This is a genomic window from Acidaminobacter sp. QWL-03 (assembly GCF_058683855.1).
In genome coordinates this window covers 1,061,376-1,081,489 of record NZ_CM178752.1, presented here as the reverse complement: position 1 = coordinate 1,081,489, position 20,114 = coordinate 1,061,376, and the positions used below count along the sequence as shown (strand labels likewise).

Genomic DNA, 20,114 nt, shown 5'->3' with positions numbered 1-20,114 from the left:
CACCATCGGCCAAAAACTGATCCAAACGACAAAAGTCATTCCGGGAGGACGCTCACACCATGCAGAATTTCATCTTCTCGCTCAACATCATCCTGCCGCTTTTTCTGCTCATGTCTCTTGGCTATGGCTTGAAGCATCTTGGCATGTTTGATCCAAAATCACTGAAAGTCCTGAACAGCCTTGCGTTCAAGGCATTGTTGCCGGCGCTGGTCTTTAACAATATCTACCAGACAGATCCAAATGGCCATTTCGATACCCGCGTGATCCTGTTCGCAGCGGTCTCCGCCGTTGTCATTTTTGGTGTTTTTACGGTGGTCACTGTGTTGTTTGTGAAGGATAACCGCAGGCGCGCCACCCTGATTCAGGGCATAGGCCGCAGCAATTCCATCATCTTCAGCCTGCCTATTGTCGCCTCCATCTACGGCACAGAAAGGGCGGGCATCACTGCCATTGTCGTTGGGACCGTGGTGCCTATTTTCAACGCCCTGAGTGTCATTGTCCTGTCGGTCTTCCGAAACAAAAAAATCAGCCCCGGGAAGCTGATTTTGGACGTTTTCAAAAATCCGCTGATTATTGGTTCGCTGGCCGGAATTATAGCCATGCGGGTGGGTCTGACCCTGCCTGTGCCGGTGGAGAAGACGGTCGGCGATCTGGCAAAAGCGGCAACGCCTCTGGCTATATTGGCGCTGGGCGGCTCCTTTAACTTCAGCGCTGTGAAGGACAACACCAAGTATATTGTCTACGGCGTGTTTTCTAAGCTGGTGGTGATCCCGGGCATTTTGGTGCCCGTGTGTGTCAGGATGGGGTTCACCGGTCCGGAACTCGTGACTTTGATGGTCATGTACGCCGCGCCTGCAGCGGTGTCCACCTTCACCATGGCCCAGCAGATGGACGCGGATGATGTCCTGGCGGGGCAGTTGGTGGTCTTTGGCTCAGCGCTGTCCGTTGTGACGATTTTCCTGTGGATCTTTGGGCTAAGGAGTTTGGGACTGATTTAAATGAAAAGAGAGACGCTTCGGGCTGAAGCGTCTCTCTTTGATTGGAAGGAAGGCGGTGTCTGACACCGCCTTCCTTACCTCCCTCACGCTTCCAGCTGCAGCTTTCGAATTTCAGCTTCAACCTGGCGGAAAGCCTTTTCCACAGCCGTGTGCTCCTCTGGGACAGGATATTTTTTCAAGATCATTTCCAGGAGCTTGGTCAGGTCGCTGACGGCCTGGCGGTAGAGCTTTTCCGGGTTGAAGGTCGGGAGGTTGTGGGTGTTGTCAATGTTCGACTGCAGCTCCTGCAGAATACTGAGGGCCATTTTGTCGAACTTGCGGCCATCGGCTTCAGGGATGCCTATGGTGTCCAGAATCAAATCCCGCACCTTCTGAATGTCTTCTTCCTTCTGCCAGAACGAAAATTGAAGGGCCATCAGGTCCTCCATCCGGCAGGTCAGGCGACCGCTGAGCAGCGCGCTGGCACGGATCAGATTTCTCGACATCTTGAGGCGGCGCGGGGAGATAAAGAGTTTATATTTTTTGGTGAGGGTATTGGAGATCTCCACCATGGCGCGGGCAATCGCTTCAGGGAGCGCCACCAGCTCCAGATGATCCTGGATCCAGATCAGATCGTTCAGGCTCAGCTTGATGTCCGTGCTGTCGTGATCGTCCATCAGGATCATGCGGACTTTGTTGTCATCATCCTGAAGGGGAGAGACCAACACCCTGGAGAGAAAACGGTCATGGAGGGCCTGAAGGCGGTAATCCGTCTCATCCGCGTCCAGATCATCCGGCTGCTTCGGGAAGAAGTTAGTGTCCGCCATGAAAAATCTCAGGTTCGTCTTGACGGTATCCGTGCCGTTTTTGAATTCGCCCTCATTCAAGATGGTCAGGATGCCGGAGTTGGCCACCTGGTCGCTGATCCGGTAGAATTCAGAAAAGAAGGCAATCGCGGCATCCGGCAAAAATCCCTGATACGCCCGTTTGATGATGCCGTGACGCTTGTAATATTCTATGTCAGGCGCGCCCAGGATATTGTTCGGACTGATGTCCGTACCCATCTGAATGTGAAAATAAGGTGTGCCTTCAAAGACATCAAAGTCAATGACGTTGACAATTTCCCTGAGGATCGCAGATTTCGCGATCCCCGGAGGCCCAAGGGCAATCATGTTGGTTCTTGAGATCATGGAGAGCAGAATACACTCTACAAAGGTGTCCACCTCATAATACTTGCGGTTCAGAAAGTCGCGGATCCCTCTCAGCTTCCCGCTGAATTGCTCCAGATTCTCGGATAATCCGGTCTCGAGCTCGGCTCTTTGCCTGTCGCGATACTCTATGGCCATTCCAAATCCCCCCACGTGATTTAGTAGTTGAAACCTATATCTTTTCAAAAAGCTGCGCGCTGATTTTTTCGTTCCAGTTGGACAGATCCCGGTCGCGGATCTCGAGGATTTCGTCTGAAATTTCACCCAGATCCCCATAATCCCCATAGGTCTCGCCGTGTATGATGATGGCGTAAAGCTTGAAAGCCATTGCGGATTTCCACACTTTGAACGCTTTCTTGAAGTCTGCGCGAATATCGCTGAAGCCGTCCGTGATCATCAGGATGTCCGCATGCCGGTAGCGATCCTCCTTGAGCAGCTCAACAGCCGCTTTCAGCGGCGTTTCAAAATCTGTGCCGCCCCGGATGAAATGTCCCAACAGGCGCATGATTTCCTCAATGGTCACGTGATTGGGATTGAATTCTTGGATGTACAGAGGCTCTGTCTTTGACGCGAACTGCAGGGTGATCAGCCGGCGCTTCTGGATGCGCGCCACCTCAATGAACGCGACCAGCAGTGCCTTCGTCTCCTCAATTTTGACGCCTTCCATGGATCCTGAGCCGTCGTAGCAGAGGATAATGGGCCCCCGGTCACGGGCGGCGTGGCCTTCCATTTCGTAGACCAGCAGGCTGCGGTTCAGGAATCGGTCATAAAAGTCGTCGCTGAAGACCTCCATGGACAGGGTGGTGATTTCCTCGTCGATCAGGGCGTCGAACCGGTCGCCAACGGCCACTTTATCAATGATATACTGCATCTTACGCTTTTTCTGATATTGCGAGCGTCTGGCGATCTCACGCTTTTTTCCCACTTTATTCAAAAAACGTATAGCCGATGGTTCCCCCAGAGCCTTATATAGCTCCAGCACATGATCGAAATCATCTGTCACTTCCAGGTCGGAATTGACCCCCAAGGCTTTCAGATTTTCGGTAAAACGGTCAATGCTGTCTATGGTCTTGTTTATTGCCAGACTCACATCCAAGGGTCTGAGTACCTCGGCGATCTGTCCCTCCAGGCGCGAGATGCGCTCATTCAGTCGTTCCAGAGTCTGCTGCAGGCTGCCCGCTCCAGAGCCGGCGCTTTGACGGGTCTGACCCCGGCTGTCCAAACGGCCGTCTCCCGAATAACCCAGTGTGGTGGAGGAGACAGGGGCGCCCAGACCTGCACCGTCGACAATCCGCTTTTGATCCACATCCCCCTGGGTCATTTCCTGAACTGAAAAGCCGGCAGGCGTCAGAGTGTCGGGCGGGGACGCTGTTCCCTCTGTATCCATTTTTATGGAAAGTGCCTGAAGTTCGCTGGCCAGATGATCCGCCAAGTCGTCCGCTGTGGAGGGTGTCCCTGATTTCTCTGAAGAGAGGCTTCTGTCACCATCCTGTTCAGACTGAACCTGATGCTCGCTGTTCATGGCCATATCGAGTTTTTCAAGAAATGAGGAAAGGTCAGGTGCCAGCGACGACTTTAGTTTGGACTCGAGGTCTGTCGACTTTTTGTCTGAGATTTTTGGCTTGACAGGTTTAGCCTGGTCTTTTGCTTTCTCTGTCCTCAGTGCGTCAGGCGATTTATGACCTGAAAGGGCTTTAAGGGACTCAGCCAAGGCTTTGGCCACTTCGCTGAGGGATGCGTTCTCAGGCAGCCCGATGGGCGATTTTAAGCGGTTGAGATGCCCGGCATCTTCCGGCTTTACTGCCTCGTTCAGTTCCAGCTTGGCTTCCATGCTGTTTTCGAGGGCATTTCTGGTCTCTATGAGTGCTTCCAAAGCACTGTTCAGGGTTTCCAAGTGCATTGGGATGTCCGTGCCCCTGAGATGAAGGAGCAGCTCATCCACCATCAATTTTAAAGCCAGATAGCTTTCGGTGGTACTGCCCGCGGTGCGGCCTCTGAGCTTTCTCAGCGTCATGGTGGACAGCATCCCGGAGATGACAGCGCGTCCGGCGGAAGGCTGCGGTGTCAGGATGGGCTCGATTTTATACAGCAGGTAAAACAGGTCCTCCAAAAGGGTCGTGAAGCCGGGGGTCAGGGCTGACAACAGGGTCTGATACCTTGTCAAAAGCTTAGATTGATTGCGCAGGGTATCAAAATAGAACTCATCAAGCAGGTTGCGGGATATGGCGCTGGCTGTGCCTGGTGTTTGGGCCGGCACTTGTGCGGACGCTTGTTCTTGTGCTGACACGGGACATCACCTGCCTTCGGGCAAATTGGAAAACGCTGACTTAATTATATAACTCGAAATCCTTGTTGTCTATTCACTAAGGAATCCGGACAAATGACAGAAAATTTAGAGTATAATGATAATCAAAGTGGCCTATAATTAAACCATAGGGGGGTTATAACCATGAGACCATTTGAGTATTTCAGACCTTCAAGTCTGAAAGAAGCCTCAGAGCTGCTGGTACGCTATGGCGACGGCGCACATCTCTTAAACGGGGGCACGGATTTAATCGTCAGAATGCGCGAGGGCCTGACGCTTCCGGAAGCAGTCATTGATCTCAAAGGCATAGAGCAGCTCAGCCGGATCCGCGAGGACGAGGCGTCTGTATATATTGGTGCGACGGTTAATTTGAATCAGGTGGGGCGACATGAGACCATCGGCAAAAGCTTTCCTTATTTGGCAGAGGCCGCTCTTTCCGTGGGCTCCAAGCAGGTGAGAAACCGCGCGACCTGCATAGGCAATCTCTGCAACGCTTCACCGCTGGCAGATACGGCGACGCCGCTCATGGCGCTGAATGCCGTTTTTGAGGTGTTCGGACCCGAGGGCGAGCGGGAGATCCCCATCCAGGAATTTTTTGTGTTTGTCAGAAAGACTTCTCTGAAGCCGGGTGAAATAGTCAAAGGGGTTCGCGTGCCGAGGACTGCAGGGCACGGCGTGTTTACCAAGCTGGCACGGCGCAAGGAGGTAGACCTTTCCATGGTCTGCATGACGCTGCTGAAGGCAGAGGATGGCTGGAGGCTCTCGTTTGGCGCTGTGGCGCCAACGCCCGTCAGGCTTCCAAAGACCGAGGCGCTGCTGAATCAAGGGGCAGCCCTGGAGGCAGTTCTCTCCAGCGCTGTCTCGGAGGTTAAACCAATTGATGACGTGCGGGCTTCCGCAGAATACCGCCTGGATATGGTGAAGGTTATGCTCAGTCGCGGACTCGAACAGATTGAGAAGGGAGGCGCGGTGTCATGAGCAAGCTGACAGTCCGCTTTATTTTAAACGGCGAAGAAATTGAGCATGAAACGCTGCCAAACAGAACGCTGCTGAAAATGCTCAGGGAAGACTTCGACATGACGGGCGCCAAGGAAGGCTGCGGCGCCGGGGAATGCGGCGCGTGCACGGTCATTATGAACGGTCAGGCTGTCAACGCGTGTCTGGTCCTGGCGCCCGAGGTAGAGGGCAGCATTATTGAGACTATTGAGGGCCTGTCGGACGGCACTCACCTGGATCCCCTGCAGCAGGCTTTCATAGACAATGCAGCCCTGCAGTGCGGCTACTGCACGCCGGGCATGATCATGACTGCTAAAGCGCTGCTGGATGAGAATCCAACGCCGACTTATGAGGAGATCAAGGAAGGCATCAGCGGCAACCTGTGCCGGTGCACCGGCTACAAAAAAATTGTCCAGGCCATCCAGAGTGTCGCGGATCAGAACCGGATTGGACACGGGAACGGCTAAAGAGGGGGAGGAGTCACCTTGAAGTTCGTTGGAAAGAGCATTAAACGGGTCGACGGTGTCAAGAAGGTCACCGGCTCCCTGAAATATGTGGATGACATGAAAATGCCCAGAATGCTGTATGTTGCCGTCAAGCGCAGTCCGCATCCCCATGCAAAGATCCTGTCCATTGATCCCTCTGAAGCCCTTCGCTTAAGGGGTGTTAAGGACGTCATAACGGGCGAATTCTACACCAAGCGCGGCGGTCTTTATCTCGAGGACAAGAACTTTTTGGCAGTAGGAAAGGCCAGATACCGCGGTGAAGCCGTTGCGGCGGTAGCTGCTGAGAGCGAGGACATCGCCCGGGCTGCTGTCGAGCTGATCAAGGTGGAGTATGAGGTCCTGCCTGCTGTGACCAACGCAGTGGAGGCCATGGCGCCCAACGCACCACTGGTACATCCTGATCTTGGCGACTACAAGGTGGCACCGGTCTTCTTCCCTGAGCCGGGCACCAACATTTCCAACCACTACAAGCTCCGCAAGGGCGACGTCGACAAGGGCTTCGCTGAGTCGGATTTCGTTTTTGAAAACAAGTTTTATGTGCCCCACGTTCAGCACGTGCCTATTGAAACCCATACGGCAATTGCTCAGATGGATGCAGATGGCTACCTGACCGTCTGGGCCTCCTGTCAGTCGCCATACGCAGTCCGTCAGGCACTTTCTGCGGCTTTTGACATTCCCCTGAACAAGCTTCGCGTCATCTCACCAGCGGTAGGCGGCGGTTTCGGATCCAAAGCCGGTACGACACTGGAAGGCATCATCATCCCGCTGGCCATGAGATCAAACGGCCGGCCGGTGAAGCTGACCTACACCCGCGAGGACGAGTTTGAAAACGCCTACGTGCGCCAGGGACTCCATGCGACTATCAAAACCGGCGTGCGCAAGGACGGAAAAATTGTCGCCGTTCAGAATGAATTCATTTGGGACGGCGGCGCCTATACGGAATATGGCGTCAATATTGTCAAAGCGGCAGGGTACGCTTCCGCCGGTCCATACGATATTGACAATGTCCACACGGATTCCTACTGCGTCTACACGAATCATCCTGTTGGGGGTCCCTACAGGGGCTTCGGCATGAGTGAAATTCACTTTGGAATTGAACAAAACCTGGATATTGTGGCGGAAGAGATTGGAATCTCGCCGGTGGAGATCAGGCGCATCAATGGACTAAAGCCGGGAGGACGCACCGGGACCGGCGAAGTGGTCGAGGTCTGCGGACTGATGGAGTGTCTGGACAACGTTATTCGTGATATTGAGCTGGACAAGGAAGAGCCCGCCTCCGGACCAAACAAACGCCGCGGCAAGGCGATTGCCTGTGGCTGGAAAGCGCCGTCTATGCCTAACAACGCGGCGTCATCCGCAGTCATCAAGCTGAATGAGGATGGTACAGCCCATCTTTTGGTCAGCGCCCAGGATATTGGTCAAGGCTCTGATACGGTTATGACACAAATTGCGGCAGAAGTGTTGTCGATTTCACCGGAAAAAATAACGGTCCGCACAGGGGACACGGATCATACGCCTTATGAGTGGCAAACGGTGGCGAGCCGGATCACGTACTCCGCAGGCCGAGCGGTTTATGAAGCGGCGCAGGATGCGAAGGCCCAGCTTTTTGAGCTGGCGCAGATCAAACTGGGCGTATACAAACGGGATCTTGAGATGCGGGATGGGTTCATTGTCTCTCAGATCTATCCGGACCGTAAGGTCGCCATCAGCGAGCTGGCCCTTGGCCTGACTTTTGAGGATGGCAGCGGTGTCCATGGGCCAATCATCGGCAGAGGGTCTTTTATTCCTCCAAATATCCGGAATGCGGACAAAAAGACGGGGCTCGGGGAGCATCCGGTCGCGTTCTGGACCTATGGGGCCCAGGGCGTGGATCTGGAGGTGGACGTGGAAACCGGGCACATCAAAGTGCTGAAGGTGGCGTCGTGCTTTGACGTGGGGCAGGTAGTGAATCCGCAGATGCTGGAGGGCCAGCTGGAGGGTGCGATCCTGCAGGGCATGGGGACAGCCTTGTTTGAGGAATTGATGCTGAAGGACGGCAAGATCTTGAACAAGTCCTTCGTGGATTATAAGATTCCGACGTCGGATGACATGCCGGAGCTGGTGGTGTCCTTTGTTGAAAATCCGGAGGAGTCCGGGCCTTACGGGGCGCGGGGCGTGGCCGAGCCGGCCATGGTGCCTACGGCGCCTGCCATTGCCAACGCGGTCTACAAGGCGGTGGGCATCCGGCTGTCGACTATGCCGCTGACGCCGGAGAAGGTGTTGGCAGCGATGAAAGAGAAGGCTCAGATGAAGTAGGCGTTTAGGAAAAAGGTGTCAGACACCGCCTTCCACGCTCATACGCCGCCTTCTGCTCAAGTAATGAAACGCCTCAAAATCAGGGTTATGTCAACGGTTGTTTCACTGGCTGGAATTGTTGATATTACAAGTCTTCAAGCTCACTAGATTTGCGCAAATTTTTCACCTCAAATTTTTGTTTTCAGGCTAACAAAGGCGAAGCCTCTGTTATAATGTTAGTGAACTTATTTTTTCTCATTGATACGGGAGAAAATACTTAGAGGATGAAAGGAGCTGCCCATGAGTAAAGAAGAACTACACATCAATCACGACGGCATACGTGACGTCACTCAGCTCGGCGTACCTAAAATGATCACCCTGGGAATTCAGCACACCTTCACTATGTTTGGCGCGACAGTGCTCGTTCCAATCATCACGGGCATGAACGTCTCTGTCGCACTGTTTATGGCGGGGATCGGCACGCTGCTGTTCCATGTCATTACCCAAGGGAAAGTGCCTGCGTTTCTCGGCTCTTCCTTCGCCTTTATCGCTCCAATCATAGCAGTTGCCCAGACCCATGGCATGGAGTACGCTCAGGGCGGCATTGTCGTCGCCGGTTTGATTTATCTGATTCTGGCCGGCTTGATCGCAGTTTTCGGGATCGAACGCGTTCTGAAATTCTTCCCTCCGGTCGTAACGGGGCCAATCATTATCGTCATAGGCTTGAAGCTTGCGCCAACGGCAGTGTCTATGGCCTCCAGCGACTGGTTGCTGGCTATAGTGGCATTTCTTATCGTCACGGCTGTCAGCGTCTTCGCAAAAGGCTTTCTCAAGGTCATTCCGGTTATCATCGGTCTGATTGGCGGTTATGTGTTTGCGGTCATAATGGGAAGAGTTGATTTCACGCCAATTCAGGAAGCGTCCATTTTCGGCATTCCTGCTTTTACGGTAGCGAAGTTTAAAGCAGAAGCTATCCTGACGGTTGCGCCTATCGCCCTTGCGACTATGATAGAGCACATCGGTGACGTTCTGGCAATCAGCTCCACGGTCAAAAAAGATTTCACCAAAGACCCTGGCTTTGTCAGAACCTTGATGGGTGACGGTCTTGCTACGGCGCTTTCAGCCATGTTTGGCGGTCCTGCGAATACCACTTATTCTGAAAATACAGGTGTCCTCGCGCTGACAAAAGCATGGGATCCAAAAATTATGCAGATCGCAGCGGTATTTGCGATTATTCTCGGCTTGGTTCCAAAGCTTAGTGCTGTTATTTCAACTATTCCAACCGCAGTTATTGGCGGCATCTCCATCATCCTGTTCGGTATGATCGCTTCGATTGGCGCCAGAACCCTGGTTGAGAATAAAGTTGACTTTACATCTTCCAGAAACCTGATTATCGCCGCAGTTATTCTGGTTCTGGGTCTCGGTGGCGCAATTATACCTTTCAAAATCGGTCTGTTTGCTCTCAATCTCGAAGGTATGGCACTTGCTGCAATTGTCGGGATCTTACTCAATGTGGTATTGCCTGAACCAAAAGAAGCTTAGGACTTATTGTCAGGAAACAAAATTTTTTCTTCCCGTATCAGGGCCCTCGTTGACACGAGGGCTTTTCTTTTTGTTATAATATAAGTGATTTGTGACTGAATAACAAACGGAGGTAGTGAAATGGACAATATCATCGGGATTCGGGTCCGGGACCTGATTGAAATGACGGTGCTCAAAGAGTCTCACGTTCTGGCAGGTACTGGCGGCCTCGACAAACGGGTCACCAAAGTCAACGTCATGGAAGTTCCGGACATTGTCGACTGGGTCCGTCCGGGCGAATTCCTGTTAACTACAGCGTATTCCATAAAGGACGACATTGAAGTTCTGAATACGCTCATTCCGTCGCTCAGCGCGCTGGGGCTGGCGGGTATGGGCATCAAGACCAAGCGCTTCGTCGAGTCGCTGCCGGACACCGTGCTGGCAACTGCAGACGCCCACAACTTTCCGTTGATTGAAATCCCCTTTGAAATATCCTATTCCGATATCATGATGCCGGTTATGAGCGAGCTGCTGAACCGTCAAAGTGCTATCATCAGCCAGGTGAACGACTTCAACCGCAGGATTACCCGGGTTATGCTCAGGGGTGGCAGCCTCCAGGAAATTGCAAGGGCCATTCACAAAAGCGTGGGGCTGCCTGTGGCCATTGTTGAACCCCTTTTCAAAAATCTGGTTGTCTCAGGACCTGAAGCAATGAAGTCAGTTTTGATCAAGAGATCAGAGCAGTTCATGGATAAAAACAAAGTTCAGGATAGTCCGGTGACAGAGGAAGAGCCCGCTGAAGGCGCCCTTCATGGTGCAGGAAAACCCGGAACGCCTGTCAACAGGGTTGCTATTCCAATTTCATCAGATGAGAGACATTATGGGTGGGTCATTCTTTGGGAAACTGAAAAGACGCTGAACGCCATGGAGATTTCGGTCATTGAGGCGTCCACTTCTCTGATTGCACTGGATCTGCTCAAGAAAATGTCGATTTACGAAAGCGCGAACCGACACAAAGTCGAGTTCTTCGATGATTTGCTGTCAACAGAGACCTTCCGGCAGCAGCGCGCTCTCGAGCATGCTGTCTATATGGAGTTCAATCAAAATCTAGCCTATACTGTCGTTGTTGCAGATTTTGACTCAACTTCTGAGGTGCTGAAGCTGACACCAAACAATGCCAACTTCATTCAAACCATTGGCACTAAAATGGTCAGCATTATCGAACGAATTTCTCGAACTCACAAAGGAAGAGTTCATTTCGCTCAAAAAAGCGACAGGCTCATTATTCTATTTGGGCAATCCAAAGAGTTATCAGAGGATCGGGTTAAGGAAGCTGTCATGAAGTTTGCCGGAGAAATTCTCCACAGTGCTGAACTGGAAGGGATGAAGGAACTTCTTTCAGTGGGTGTCGGACGTCAATATAAACAGCTGGAGCTGCTCTACAAGTCAAAGAGCGAGGCCAATCGCGCGCTCGCCAATCACCACCTTTGCGGCGAAAAAGGACGACCAATTCATTATGACGCACTCGGGATCTATAAGCTTCTTTCTTTCGAGGAGCTGGAACCGGAGCTCAAATCCTTTTTCAAGGAAATTCTGGAGCCTCTTGCCAAGTACGACCGTGAGAAGGATACCAATCTGCTGGAAACCCTCAAGCTCTATTTTGACTGCGGCAGCAATCTGAAGCGCGTCTCTGAGGAAATGTATACCCACTACAATACCATCATTTACCGCATGCAGCGTATCCGGGAGATATCCGGACTCGATCTTGAGGACCCATCAACGCGTCTGAACGTTCAGATCGCGCTGAAGATCATGGACCTGATTCAGACCGACCTTGGGTCTGAGTCACAAACGGGGTCCCATGATTTTGGAAGCGGGGCACAATGATCCCTGCTCGTGACTCTGGTACACTAAGGTTGAATGGAAGGCGTGATCTGATTAGATCCCAAAATAGAAAGTCTGTGTGGTGATGACTATGAAAGTGCTTCGCGTGTCAGAGGACTGTCTGACCTTTATTGCCCAAAGCCCAGTTCAAACCGGCGAAGTCCACTCGACTTTTGAGCGGGCTGTCAATCTGCTCTTTTCAAGCGGGGTTCTGATGACCATGGTGTCGGATCAGCTGGACCTTGCGCCTATGACTTTTCAGGTCTCAAAAGGATCATTGAAGTCAAAGGGCTGGCATCCCGGCATGCCGGTCAGCAGCTCAAGCGAGGGCATTATTATAGGGGAAACGCTTTTGGAGTTTGCACAAGCACAGACATGGACGCCAACATGGAACATTGGCTCGCCGCCTTCTGAAGTGCTGACAAGGGCTGAAATGCTGAAGCGCCTGGAGGCTTTCACAAAACTGCTCCTGACGCGGGGACGCCCGGAAGGATTACTGCCATATCTTTGTGAAACCAGGGTGTTGCCGCATCCGGGTTCTTGTCCTTCTGACATGACTGGCAACCGGTACGTCGATTTTATCAAAGGACGACTGGATCAGTTTTCAGAAGCTTACAGAGACGGAACAGACGCAGGTGAGTCCAGAGTGATAGCTGCGTTTACAAGGCTGGTGGGGTTTGGTCCGGGCTTGACGCCGTCATCAGATGATTACGTCGCCGGTTTTATGGCAGCCAGCATCCGTACCCCTTACGGGCAAGCCATGAATTGTGAAAAACTTTTGAAACGCAATCAGAAGCTCGCAAGTCGGGCAAAAGGAAAAACCACAGTCATAAGTGAAGCCATGCTGGCACATGCTGCACTTGGCCATGTCGCGCAAAAATACGACAGGCTTTTGGATCTTCTTTGCTTCGAAGCTGAAGGAGATTTGGAGGCAGCCATGCTTAAGGCACTGGAGCATGGCGACACTTCAGGGACAGATTTTATGACTGGCGCAGCTGCCGCTCTGATGCTGTCTCTGAATGCTTGACACGCCTATTACAACACGAGGAGGAAGTGACAGTGGCAGTACAAACGACCATACGTAAAAATGCCTACTACGACTCCGTCACCTTAATGCTGATCACCAAAGATCTGGCAAAGCTGCCCGGGGTGGAAGACATTCTGGTTGGTATGGCAACGGAGCTTAACAAAGAGCTTGCCGCCAACCTCAACCTATTAACCCCTGAGCTGGAAGCCTTGTCAGCCAATGACTTCTTCGTTACTGCTGAGCTGACCGGCGACGCCACTATGGAATCGCTGGTGGAAGCCCTCGACGCCTTGCTCTCTGCAAAGAAATCCTCTGCCGGCAGCAGTTACAGACCGGCGGCCTTGCAAACCGCGCTTTCAAATGAACCGCAGCTCAATCTGGCCCTCATTTCTCTTCCGGGCCGCTATGCTGCCGCAGAGGTCGAAAAAGCCCTGGATGCCGGTCTGCACGTCATGCTGTTCAGCGACAATGTCAGTATAGAAGACGAAAAAAGGCTTAAGGAAAAAGCTGTGTCAAAGCAGCTTCTGATGATGGGACCGGACTGCGGCACTGCCATGATCAATCACGTTCCTCTGGCCTTCTGCAATGTTGTGAAACCGGGCGGCATTGGTATAGTAGGTGCCTCAGGAACCGGTACACAGGAAATTATGTCCTTAATTGATCAATTGGGCGAGGGTGTTTCACAGGTCATTGGCACCGGCGGCCGGGACTTGAAATCAGAAATTGGCGGACTGATGATGCTTCAGGCTTTTGAAGCGCTGATTGCTGATCCGGAGACCGAAGTTATTGTTCTGATCTCAAAACCGCCGGCACCAGAGGTGGCAAAAAAAGTCCTCGACCTGGTCAAAGACGCCGGAAAACCTGTCGTGGTTGACTTTATAGGCGGCGACCGAGGTGCCATAGAGGCAGCTGGGGCCGTCGCTTGTATCAGTCTTGAAGACGCTGCGAGAAAAGCGGTCGCGCTGCTGAGGGGAGACACTGCACCTTCAGACTTCGCGGGATTTGATGTCCCGGAGGCGGACATTGAGGCTTTAGCCGCACATGAAGCAGGAAAAAAGGCACCTGCCCAAAAGTATCTGAGGGGTTTATTCACTGGGGGTACGCTTGCGGATGAGGCCATGAAGCTTCTCGGACCTGAGCTTGGCACCATCTGGTCGAACATACCTTTGAAGCCGGAAGAGCAATTGAAAGACGTCAAGGTTTCCGCTGAACATACCGTCATTGATTTTGGAGATGACGCCTTCACCGTCGGCAGGCCGCATCCTATGATCGATCCATCCACCCGCAGTGAACGCATCGTAAGAGAAGCGGCACCGGATGTAGCCGTGCTGCTGATGGATGTCGTTCTTGGCTACGGCTCTCACCCGGATCCCGCTGGCGAAGTTGCCGCTCAAATCCGCGAAGCCAGAGAAAACGCTGCAGCAGCTGGCGGTGATTTGACCGTGATCGCGTCAGTCTGTGGCACGGAAGGCGACCCTCAAGGGCTTAAAGCCTCAAGAGAAACCTTGTCTGAAGCCGGTGCCATTGTAATGCCGTCCAATGCTCAGGCTGTCCGGCTTTCGGCTAAGGTCATGAAGGCGATCCGCAATCAGGGAGGCGAAAAATAATGAAACCGCTAAACGGATTATTTGGAAAACAGCTCAAGGTCGTCAACCTTGGACTTGAAGCCTTTTATGAAGACCTTAAGAGCCAGTCGGTGGAGGTCGTTCAGGTAGATTGGCGGCCACCTGCAGGCGGCAATGAGAAAATGTTAAGTTTGCTCGGCAAGCTGAAAGGGAAGAAATAGAAGGGAAAGGGAGCGGTAAAGTTGGAAGAGAGGATTTTAAGAGCCAACCAAGAGGCTTTTGATCGCCTTCAGTTGGCGCAGCCGACTATTGTCGGAATAGGCACAGCCGGAGAAGACATCCCCGGAATGGATAAGATGACGGTGCTGCATGCCGGACCGCCAATTACCTGGGACCGTATGAGCGGCCCGCTGCGCGGTGCTATTGTCGGAGGCCTGATTTACGAAGGACTTGCCAAGGACGAGGCTGAAGCCCTGGAACTGGCAGCCTCCGGAAAAATCACCTTTGATTCCTGTCACCACCATAATGCCGTTGGACCAATGGCCGGTGTCACCACCTTCAGCATGCCGGTCTGGAAGCTTCGCAATGAAGCTTTTGGCAATATGGCCTACTGTACGCTAAATGAGGGTCTTGGCAAAGTATTGCGTTATGGCGCTTTTTCTGAAGAGGTCATCGACCGTCTGAAATGGATGGAGAAGGTCCTGGCACCGGTTCTTAAAGCGACACTGGCGCTCGCCGGTCCAATTGACCTCAAGACCATGATTGCTCAAGTTGTCCAAATGGGGGATGAAGGTCACAACCGGAATAAAGCCGGCACCTCACTTTTAATCAGAGAACTTGCGCCGTACCTTGTCATGACTGAGTTTTCTGATGAGGACAAGCGCGATGTCCTGAAGTTCATGCATTCCAACGACCACTTTTTCCTCAATCTCACCATGCCGGCCTGCAAATGCGCCCTGGATCCCCTTGAGGGCATTGAAAATTCGACTATGGTCTACACTATGGCCAGAAATGGCACGGATTTCGGCATTCGCGTTTCGGGACTGGGCAACCGCTGGTTTACAGCGCCTGCGGAAATCATCGACGGTCTGTTCTTCCCGGGCTTTACAAAAGAGGATGCCAATCCGGACATTGGCGACAGCGTCATTACGGAGACTTGCGGTATAGGCGGATTTGCCATGGCAACGGCGCCGGCCATCGTTCAGTTCGTCGGCGGGACGCCGCAGGATGCCTTTAACTTCACGTCGTCCATGTATGAAATCACCATAGGTGAAAGTACGGCCTTTAAACTGCCGCCTATGAATTTCAGAGGGTCTCCTACCGGCATCGATATTATGAAGGTTATTGAGACTCAGATCCGGCCTATTATCAACACGGGAATCGCCCATAAGAATGCCGGTGTCGGCCAGGTTGGCGCGGGACTCGTCCGGCCGCCTATGAAGTGCTTCGAGGATGCACTGGAAGCGTTCGTGGAGGATGCCCAGTCACGGGGCCTTATTTAGAGATTTAAGAAGAGCAATTCCTTTGCCGATGGTGACTTGTGCCACGTTAAGACTTAAACCAGACAAGTCACTAAGTCAACCATCGGCAGGCTTCACTACGCAGTTGACAAAGTTGAAAACAGGAGGGAATTTCATGTTAAATTTCTGGGACAAAGTTCAAATGTATGATCTCACACAGGGCCTCAGCCACCTGACTCCGGCCTGGCCTACTTACGAGCCGCTTCAGGTCAAGTTCTTCAAGCGCTTGACACCAAATGGCGCCAACGGCCAGCTGATCACGACGTCCAACCACGTAGGCACACACCTGGATGGGTCTCTGCACTTCTGCACACATGGCAGAGATATTGCCTCCATTCCGCTTGAGGACTTGATTGGGCCTGGCGTGGTCGTCGACTTGTCGGATATTGCGGAAGATTACGGCATTTACACGTCCAAGGACATTACGGACCGCGTCGAAGTCAAGAAGGGCGACATTCTGATCATCAATACCGGCTACCATAAATACGGCTGGGATCAGCCTGAGGCGGACGAGCGCCGCTATATGCTGCGCCATCCTGGACCAACCAAGGAATTCGCGAAGTGGTGCCAGGAAATGGAGATCAAGTGGATTGGCGTAGACTGCGGCTCTGCGGATCACCCTATGAACACCAAGATCCGCGACTGGGAGCCTAAAGAAGCCAAGAAAGCAGATGCTTACCTTCAGGCGAAGTACGGCAAAGGTCTCGAAGAATTCTTCCCGGATGACGACTATCAGCTCATGCATATTGATCTGTTCCCGGATGATATCATTCATGCGGAAAACCTGGGCGGCGAGATTGACAAAATTCTCAACAAGCGTTTGATCATAGGCTGCTACCCTTGGAGATTTGTCGGCGGCGAGTCCAGCATCTGCCGTATTGTCGCTTACGACGAAAAGGAATAGAAGGCTGAATCCTGCGGGCCCCGCTGTATCGGGCGGGGCAAACGCTGTCTTGTAGACATGACTGGAGGGGTATGGATGGGTCCACTGGAAGGCCTTAAAGTTCTCGACCTGACCCGGGTTCTGGCAGGTCCCTATTGCACCATGATTCTGGCGGATCTCGGGGCAGATGTCATCAAAGTTGAAATGCCGGTCACCGGGGATGATTCGCGCCACTTTGGTCCGTATCAGAAGGGTGAAAGTGCGTATTTCATGAGTCTTAACCGAAACAAGCGCAGTATTGTCCTGGATCTGAAAAGCCCCGAAGGTAAGGCGACCTTGAAAGCGCTCCTTATGAAAATGGATGTTGTCGTCGAGAACTTCAGACCGGGGACTATGGAAAAGCTGGGCTTTGGCTATGAAGACATCAAGACCTATCATCCGTCCATCATCTATGCGGCGGCCTCTGGGTTTGGCCATACAGGGCCATACAGCGACAGGCCGGCTTATGACGGTGTTGTGCAGGCCATGGGGGGCATTATGTCCATTACCGGCCAGGTGGGCGGCGAGCCGACCCGGGTGGGGCCGTCTGTGGGTGATATCAACGCGGGCATGTTTACGGCCATAGGAATTTTGGCAGCTCTGAACCACAGGCATAAAACGGGCGAGGGGCAGAAGGTGGATGTGGCCATGCTGGACTGTCAGGTAGCCATTCTGGAAAATGCCATAGCGCGCTATGTGGTCACCGGTGAGGTTCCGAAACCTGCCGGCAACAAGCACGCCTCCATAGTGCCATTTGAGCCCTTTGAAACAGCGGATGGCGAAATCATGATCGCCGCCGGGAATGACAACCTGTGGCGGACGTTCTGCAAGGTTTCAGGTCTTGAGGCTCTTGCCTCGGATCCGCGTTTTGACACAAATCCGAACCGCCTGGAAAACTATGAGAATCTCAGACCTTTGGTGGCGACCGCTGTGCGTGAAAAGACCACAGCCCAGTGGCAGTCGATTCTCGATCAGGCCGGTGTGCCAAACGGTCCAATCAACACGGTGGATAAAGTCATTGAAAATGAGCAAGTCCTGGCTCGGGATATGATCATAGAGGTCGAGCATCCTGTAGCGGGCAAGCTTAAAATGCCAGGGATTCCAGTCAAGCTCAGCGCGACACCGGGTGCAATCCTGTCGCCTGCGCCGACCCTTGGACAGCACACGGACGAGGTGCTGAAGGAATTCCTTGGCGGATAGGAACGGGCGCGGTCAGCTGGGGGGCAGTACTGCGTCAATGGGATGAAGTTGGCGTCCTTGGAAGTTTGATTTCAGACTTCCGGTGAGATGTCAATTTCATCCTTTTTTGTTTGGATCTCAAACAAAAATTGAACTGTTAATTGGAAGACTTAAACCACTAAGTTATGTGAAAATTAATTTATACAGGCGTTCTTTAGTCGCGACGAATCGGTTATAATGAAAAGGATGACGTGATTTCGGAGGGCAACATGGAATGGCTTAAGGACCGCGAATTTATTAAAACAATGCTCAGGATTGGCATTCCTGTCATGATTCAGAATCTGATCCAAACCTCTCTCAACATGGTGGATACCGTGATGATTGGGCAAGTGGGCAAGGAAGCGATCGCTGCCGTTGGTTTGGCAAATCAGGTTTTCTTTGTGATGATCCTGCTGATCTTTGGCATCAACAGCGGTGCTTCAGTCTTTATAGCCCAGTTCTGGGGCAAGCGGGATGTGGCCAACATCAAACGCACCATGGGGGTAGCCTTGGCTTTTGGCATAGCGGTCACAGGGTTGTTTATGATTGTGGCGGTTGTGACACCGACTCAAATCATGGGCTTTTTAAGTGATGGCAATTCTGAAATCATTCGCCTCGGCAGCGACTACCTGAGAATTGTCGGTTGGAGTTATATCTTTACCGCAGTCTCCTTCAGCTTCGCGGTCGCAGCCCGAAGTATCGAGCAGGCAAAAATGCCTACGGTGGTCAGCGCCATCTCCCTTGCCGTCAACACCGTCCTGAATTATGGTCTTATTTTCGGGAAACTCGGTATGCCGGAGCTCGGGGTCAAAGGTGCTGCCATTGCGACGCTGATCGCCCGGCTCATCGAATTCGTCGTGATCCTGACGGTCATCTATAAAACGGATCACGTCCTTGCCGCAAAGCCCAAAGAGCTCCTTGCATTCAGCAAGTCCTACATGCTGAAAATCCTCGACAAGGCTTCACCCGTCGTCGCGAATGAAACACTGTGGGCTATTGGCACAGTCCTTTACAATGTGGCTGTTGCCAAAATCAGCGCTGAAGCTATTGCCGGCTACCAGGTGGCCAATTCTCTGTTCCGTTTTTATGAGGTCATCTTCATGGGCATGGCCGCCGCTTGTCAGGTTATGATTGGCAACCGCATTGGCGCAGGCGAAGAACCCCTGGCACGTCAGTACGCCAGTCATTTCTTGAAGCTGTCACAGGGGGGCGCCCTTTTTATTGCGCTGTTTATGGCCTTAACAGCCGGCAGCGTCCTCAAGCTCTTTGGTCTGGATCCCGCGCTGACACAAACGACCACTTATCTGATGTATCTTTTCGCAGCCTTCTCTTTCTTCAAAACCTTCAATCTTATGATGATTGTCGGGGTCTTAAGAGGCGGCGGCGACACCAAGTATGCCCTCTATGTCGAGGTGGCCGCAGTCTGGCTCTTTGGCGTACCGCTTGCGTTTGCCGGCGCTGTCTGGCTGCAGGCAGGTGTCATCATTACCGTGGCTATGCTGATGTCAGAGGAGATCGTCAAGTCAATCCTCACCTATAAGCGCTATAGGAGTCAGAAGTGGCTGAGCAACGTCATTCACGAGCTCCAATAAGTCAGGGCTTCATTTTTGCCGATGGTCGCTTCATCCCACACAGCGACCCGATTACATTACAGGAGGTTTCGTCCATTGAACACAATCATTTTCTCAGTAGGCACACTGATCGGGACCCTATTTCTGGGCTATATGCTGGTCAACCCAGGCAATAAAAACACAGGAAAAGTTCGCTATCACCTCAAAAGTCGTTTTAAAACGGGATTGTTGGCCATTTTTCTACTGTTTGTAGCAGGCAGCCTCGCCTCGATCTTCTTTGGAACAGAGGGTATGACTCCTCAAAAGGGTGTGGAGATTTCCTTCTGGATCTCCCTGATCTTTATGATGATTTACCTTCAGGCAGATGACCTCTTGATTACAGAGACAGGTCTTGCGTTCGTCGATTTGTTTGGAAAGGTCCGCGGCAGATATTATCCATGGCGTGCGGTTAAAGACTTCAAAATTGCTCCTACCAGGGTCTCCTTTGAGATTGAGGTGGATTCGAAGACGAAACGCGCTGGCATTTCTTGCAGACCTCTTGATGAGACAACACTTAAGGAAATGGAAAAAATGATAAAAAAAGCTGCAGGCACTTATGTGAAAGAAAAGGGCAGGTAATG

Annotated in this window: 16 protein-coding genes; 14 read left to right on the top strand and 2 right to left on the bottom strand. The window is 52.3% G+C overall.

What is annotated here, in order from left to right; all coding sequences use genetic code 11:
* The first annotated feature begins 59 nt into the window (after positions 1 to 59).
* Positions 60 to 998 (top strand): AEC family transporter, encoded by a 939-nt coding sequence (locus tag AC4PHM_RS04875; RefSeq protein ID WP_492019787.1) that lies wholly within the window; start codon positions 60 to 62, stop codon positions 996 to 998.
* Between the two features lie 83 nt (positions 999 to 1,081).
* On the opposite strand, the gene AC4PHM_RS04870 is transcribed toward AC4PHM_RS04875, so the two are convergent.
* Positions 1,082 to 2,323: an AAA family ATPase gene (locus AC4PHM_RS04870; RefSeq protein WP_492019786.1), complete on the bottom strand. Its 1,242-nt coding sequence runs from the start codon at positions 2,321 to 2,323 to the stop codon at positions 1,082 to 1,084.
* 34 nt (positions 2,324 to 2,357) lie between these two features.
* Positions 2,358 to 4,472: a vWA domain-containing protein gene (locus AC4PHM_RS04865; protein ID WP_492019785.1), complete on the bottom strand. Its 2,115-nt coding sequence runs from the start codon at positions 4,470 to 4,472 to the stop codon at positions 2,358 to 2,360.
* A gap of 162 nt (positions 4,473 to 4,634) precedes the next feature.
* On the opposite strand from AC4PHM_RS04865, the gene AC4PHM_RS04860 reads away from it, so the two are divergent.
* The 13 genes from AC4PHM_RS04860 to AC4PHM_RS04800 all read left to right on the top strand — a co-directional run bounded on the left by AC4PHM_RS04860 (position 4,635) and on the right by AC4PHM_RS04800 (position 20,112).
* Positions 4,635 to 5,468 carry an FAD binding domain-containing protein gene (locus AC4PHM_RS04860; protein ID WP_492019784.1) on the top strand — a complete coding sequence of 278 codons (834 nt, stop codon included), beginning with the start codon at positions 4,635 to 4,637 and terminating at the stop codon, positions 5,466 to 5,468.
* Positions 5,465 to 5,953 carry a (2Fe-2S)-binding protein gene (locus AC4PHM_RS04855; RefSeq protein ID WP_492019783.1) on the top strand — a complete coding sequence of 163 codons (489 nt, stop codon included), beginning with the start codon at positions 5,465 to 5,467 and terminating at the stop codon, positions 5,951 to 5,953. Before AC4PHM_RS04860 ends, AC4PHM_RS04855 begins: the two co-directional genes overlap by 4 nt.
* A gap of 18 nt (positions 5,954 to 5,971) precedes the next feature.
* Entirely contained in the window at positions 5,972 to 8,287 is a 2,316-nt protein-coding gene (locus tag AC4PHM_RS04850) for a xanthine dehydrogenase family protein molybdopterin-binding subunit (protein WP_492019782.1), read from the top strand.
* 279 nt (positions 8,288 to 8,566) lie between these two features.
* The gene (locus AC4PHM_RS04845; protein ID WP_492019781.1) at positions 8,567 to 9,808 is read left to right on the top strand and encodes a uracil-xanthine permease family protein; all 1,242 of its coding nucleotides are present in this window, start codon (positions 8,567 to 8,569) and stop codon (positions 9,806 to 9,808) included.
* Positions 9,809 to 9,928: 120 nt separating this feature from the next.
* On the top strand, positions 9,929 to 11,674 hold the full coding sequence (locus tag AC4PHM_RS04840) for a PucR family transcriptional regulator (protein WP_492019780.1): 1,746 nt from the start codon (positions 9,929 to 9,931) through the stop codon (positions 11,672 to 11,674).
* An 88-nt stretch (positions 11,675 to 11,762) separates the two neighbouring features.
* Positions 11,763 to 12,698, top strand: coding sequence for an oxamate carbamoyltransferase subunit AllH family protein (locus AC4PHM_RS04835; protein WP_492019779.1), 936 nt, complete (start codon positions 11,763 to 11,765; stop codon positions 12,696 to 12,698).
* A gap of 32 nt (positions 12,699 to 12,730) precedes the next feature.
* Positions 12,731 to 14,305 carry an acyl-CoA synthetase FdrA gene (gene fdrA, locus AC4PHM_RS04830; protein ID WP_492019778.1) on the top strand — a complete coding sequence of 525 codons (1,575 nt, stop codon included), beginning with the start codon at positions 12,731 to 12,733 and terminating at the stop codon, positions 14,303 to 14,305.
* The gene (locus AC4PHM_RS04825; protein WP_492019777.1) at positions 14,305 to 14,484 is read left to right on the top strand and encodes a fdrA domain protein; all 180 of its coding nucleotides are present in this window, start codon (positions 14,305 to 14,307) and stop codon (positions 14,482 to 14,484) included. Before fdrA ends, AC4PHM_RS04825 begins: the two co-directional genes overlap by 1 nt.
* Before the next feature lie 21 nt (positions 14,485 to 14,505).
* Positions 14,506 to 15,765, top strand: a complete 1,260-nt coding sequence (locus AC4PHM_RS04820; RefSeq protein WP_492019776.1) for a YlbE family protein — start codon at positions 14,506 to 14,508, stop codon at positions 15,763 to 15,765.
* A gap of 133 nt (positions 15,766 to 15,898) precedes the next feature.
* Positions 15,899 to 16,687: a cyclase family protein gene (locus AC4PHM_RS04815; RefSeq protein ID WP_492019775.1), complete on the top strand. Its 789-nt coding sequence runs from the start codon at positions 15,899 to 15,901 to the stop codon at positions 16,685 to 16,687.
* Positions 16,688 to 16,762: 75 nt separating this feature from the next.
* Entirely contained in the window at positions 16,763 to 17,905 is a 1,143-nt protein-coding gene (locus AC4PHM_RS04810) for a CaiB/BaiF CoA transferase family protein (protein WP_492019774.1), read from the top strand.
* A gap of 248 nt (positions 17,906 to 18,153) precedes the next feature.
* Positions 18,154 to 19,515 carry an MATE family efflux transporter gene (locus AC4PHM_RS04805; RefSeq protein WP_492019773.1) on the top strand — a complete coding sequence of 454 codons (1,362 nt, stop codon included), beginning with the start codon at positions 18,154 to 18,156 and terminating at the stop codon, positions 19,513 to 19,515.
* A gap of 75 nt (positions 19,516 to 19,590) precedes the next feature.
* Positions 19,591 to 20,112, top strand: a complete 522-nt coding sequence (locus AC4PHM_RS04800; RefSeq protein ID WP_492019772.1) for a hypothetical protein — start codon at positions 19,591 to 19,593, stop codon at positions 20,110 to 20,112.
* Positions 20,113 to 20,114: the final 2 nt, after the last annotated feature.

Excerpts from the sequence above, each read along its gene's own strand:
- AC4PHM_RS04875 (WP_492019787.1), top strand. The coding sequence starts at position 60 with ATGCAGAATTTCATCTTCTCGCTCAACATCATCCTGCCGCTTTTTCTG.
- AC4PHM_RS04870 (WP_492019786.1), bottom strand. The coding sequence starts at position 2,323 with ATGGCCATAGAGTATCGCGACAGGCAAAGAGCCGAGCTCGAGACCGGA.
- AC4PHM_RS04860 (WP_492019784.1), top strand. The coding sequence starts at position 4,635 with ATGAGACCATTTGAGTATTTCAGACCTTCAAGTCTGAAAGAAGCCTCA.
- AC4PHM_RS04855 (WP_492019783.1), top strand. The coding sequence starts at position 5,465 with ATGAGCAAGCTGACAGTCCGCTTTATTTTAAACGGCGAAGAAATTGAG.
- AC4PHM_RS04845 (WP_492019781.1), top strand. The coding sequence starts at position 8,567 with ATGAGTAAAGAAGAACTACACATCAATCACGACGGCATACGTGACGTC.
- AC4PHM_RS04840 (WP_492019780.1), top strand. The coding sequence starts at position 9,929 with ATGGACAATATCATCGGGATTCGGGTCCGGGACCTGATTGAAATGACG.
- AC4PHM_RS04835 (WP_492019779.1), top strand. The coding sequence starts at position 11,763 with ATGAAAGTGCTTCGCGTGTCAGAGGACTGTCTGACCTTTATTGCCCAA.
- AC4PHM_RS04825 (WP_492019777.1), top strand. The coding sequence starts at position 14,305 with ATGAAACCGCTAAACGGATTATTTGGAAAACAGCTCAAGGTCGTCAAC.
- AC4PHM_RS04815 (WP_492019775.1), top strand. The coding sequence starts at position 15,899 with ATGTTAAATTTCTGGGACAAAGTTCAAATGTATGATCTCACACAGGGC.
- AC4PHM_RS04810 (WP_492019774.1), top strand. The coding sequence starts at position 16,763 with ATGGGTCCACTGGAAGGCCTTAAAGTTCTCGACCTGACCCGGGTTCTG.
- AC4PHM_RS04805 (WP_492019773.1), top strand. The coding sequence starts at position 18,154 with ATGGAATGGCTTAAGGACCGCGAATTTATTAAAACAATGCTCAGGATT.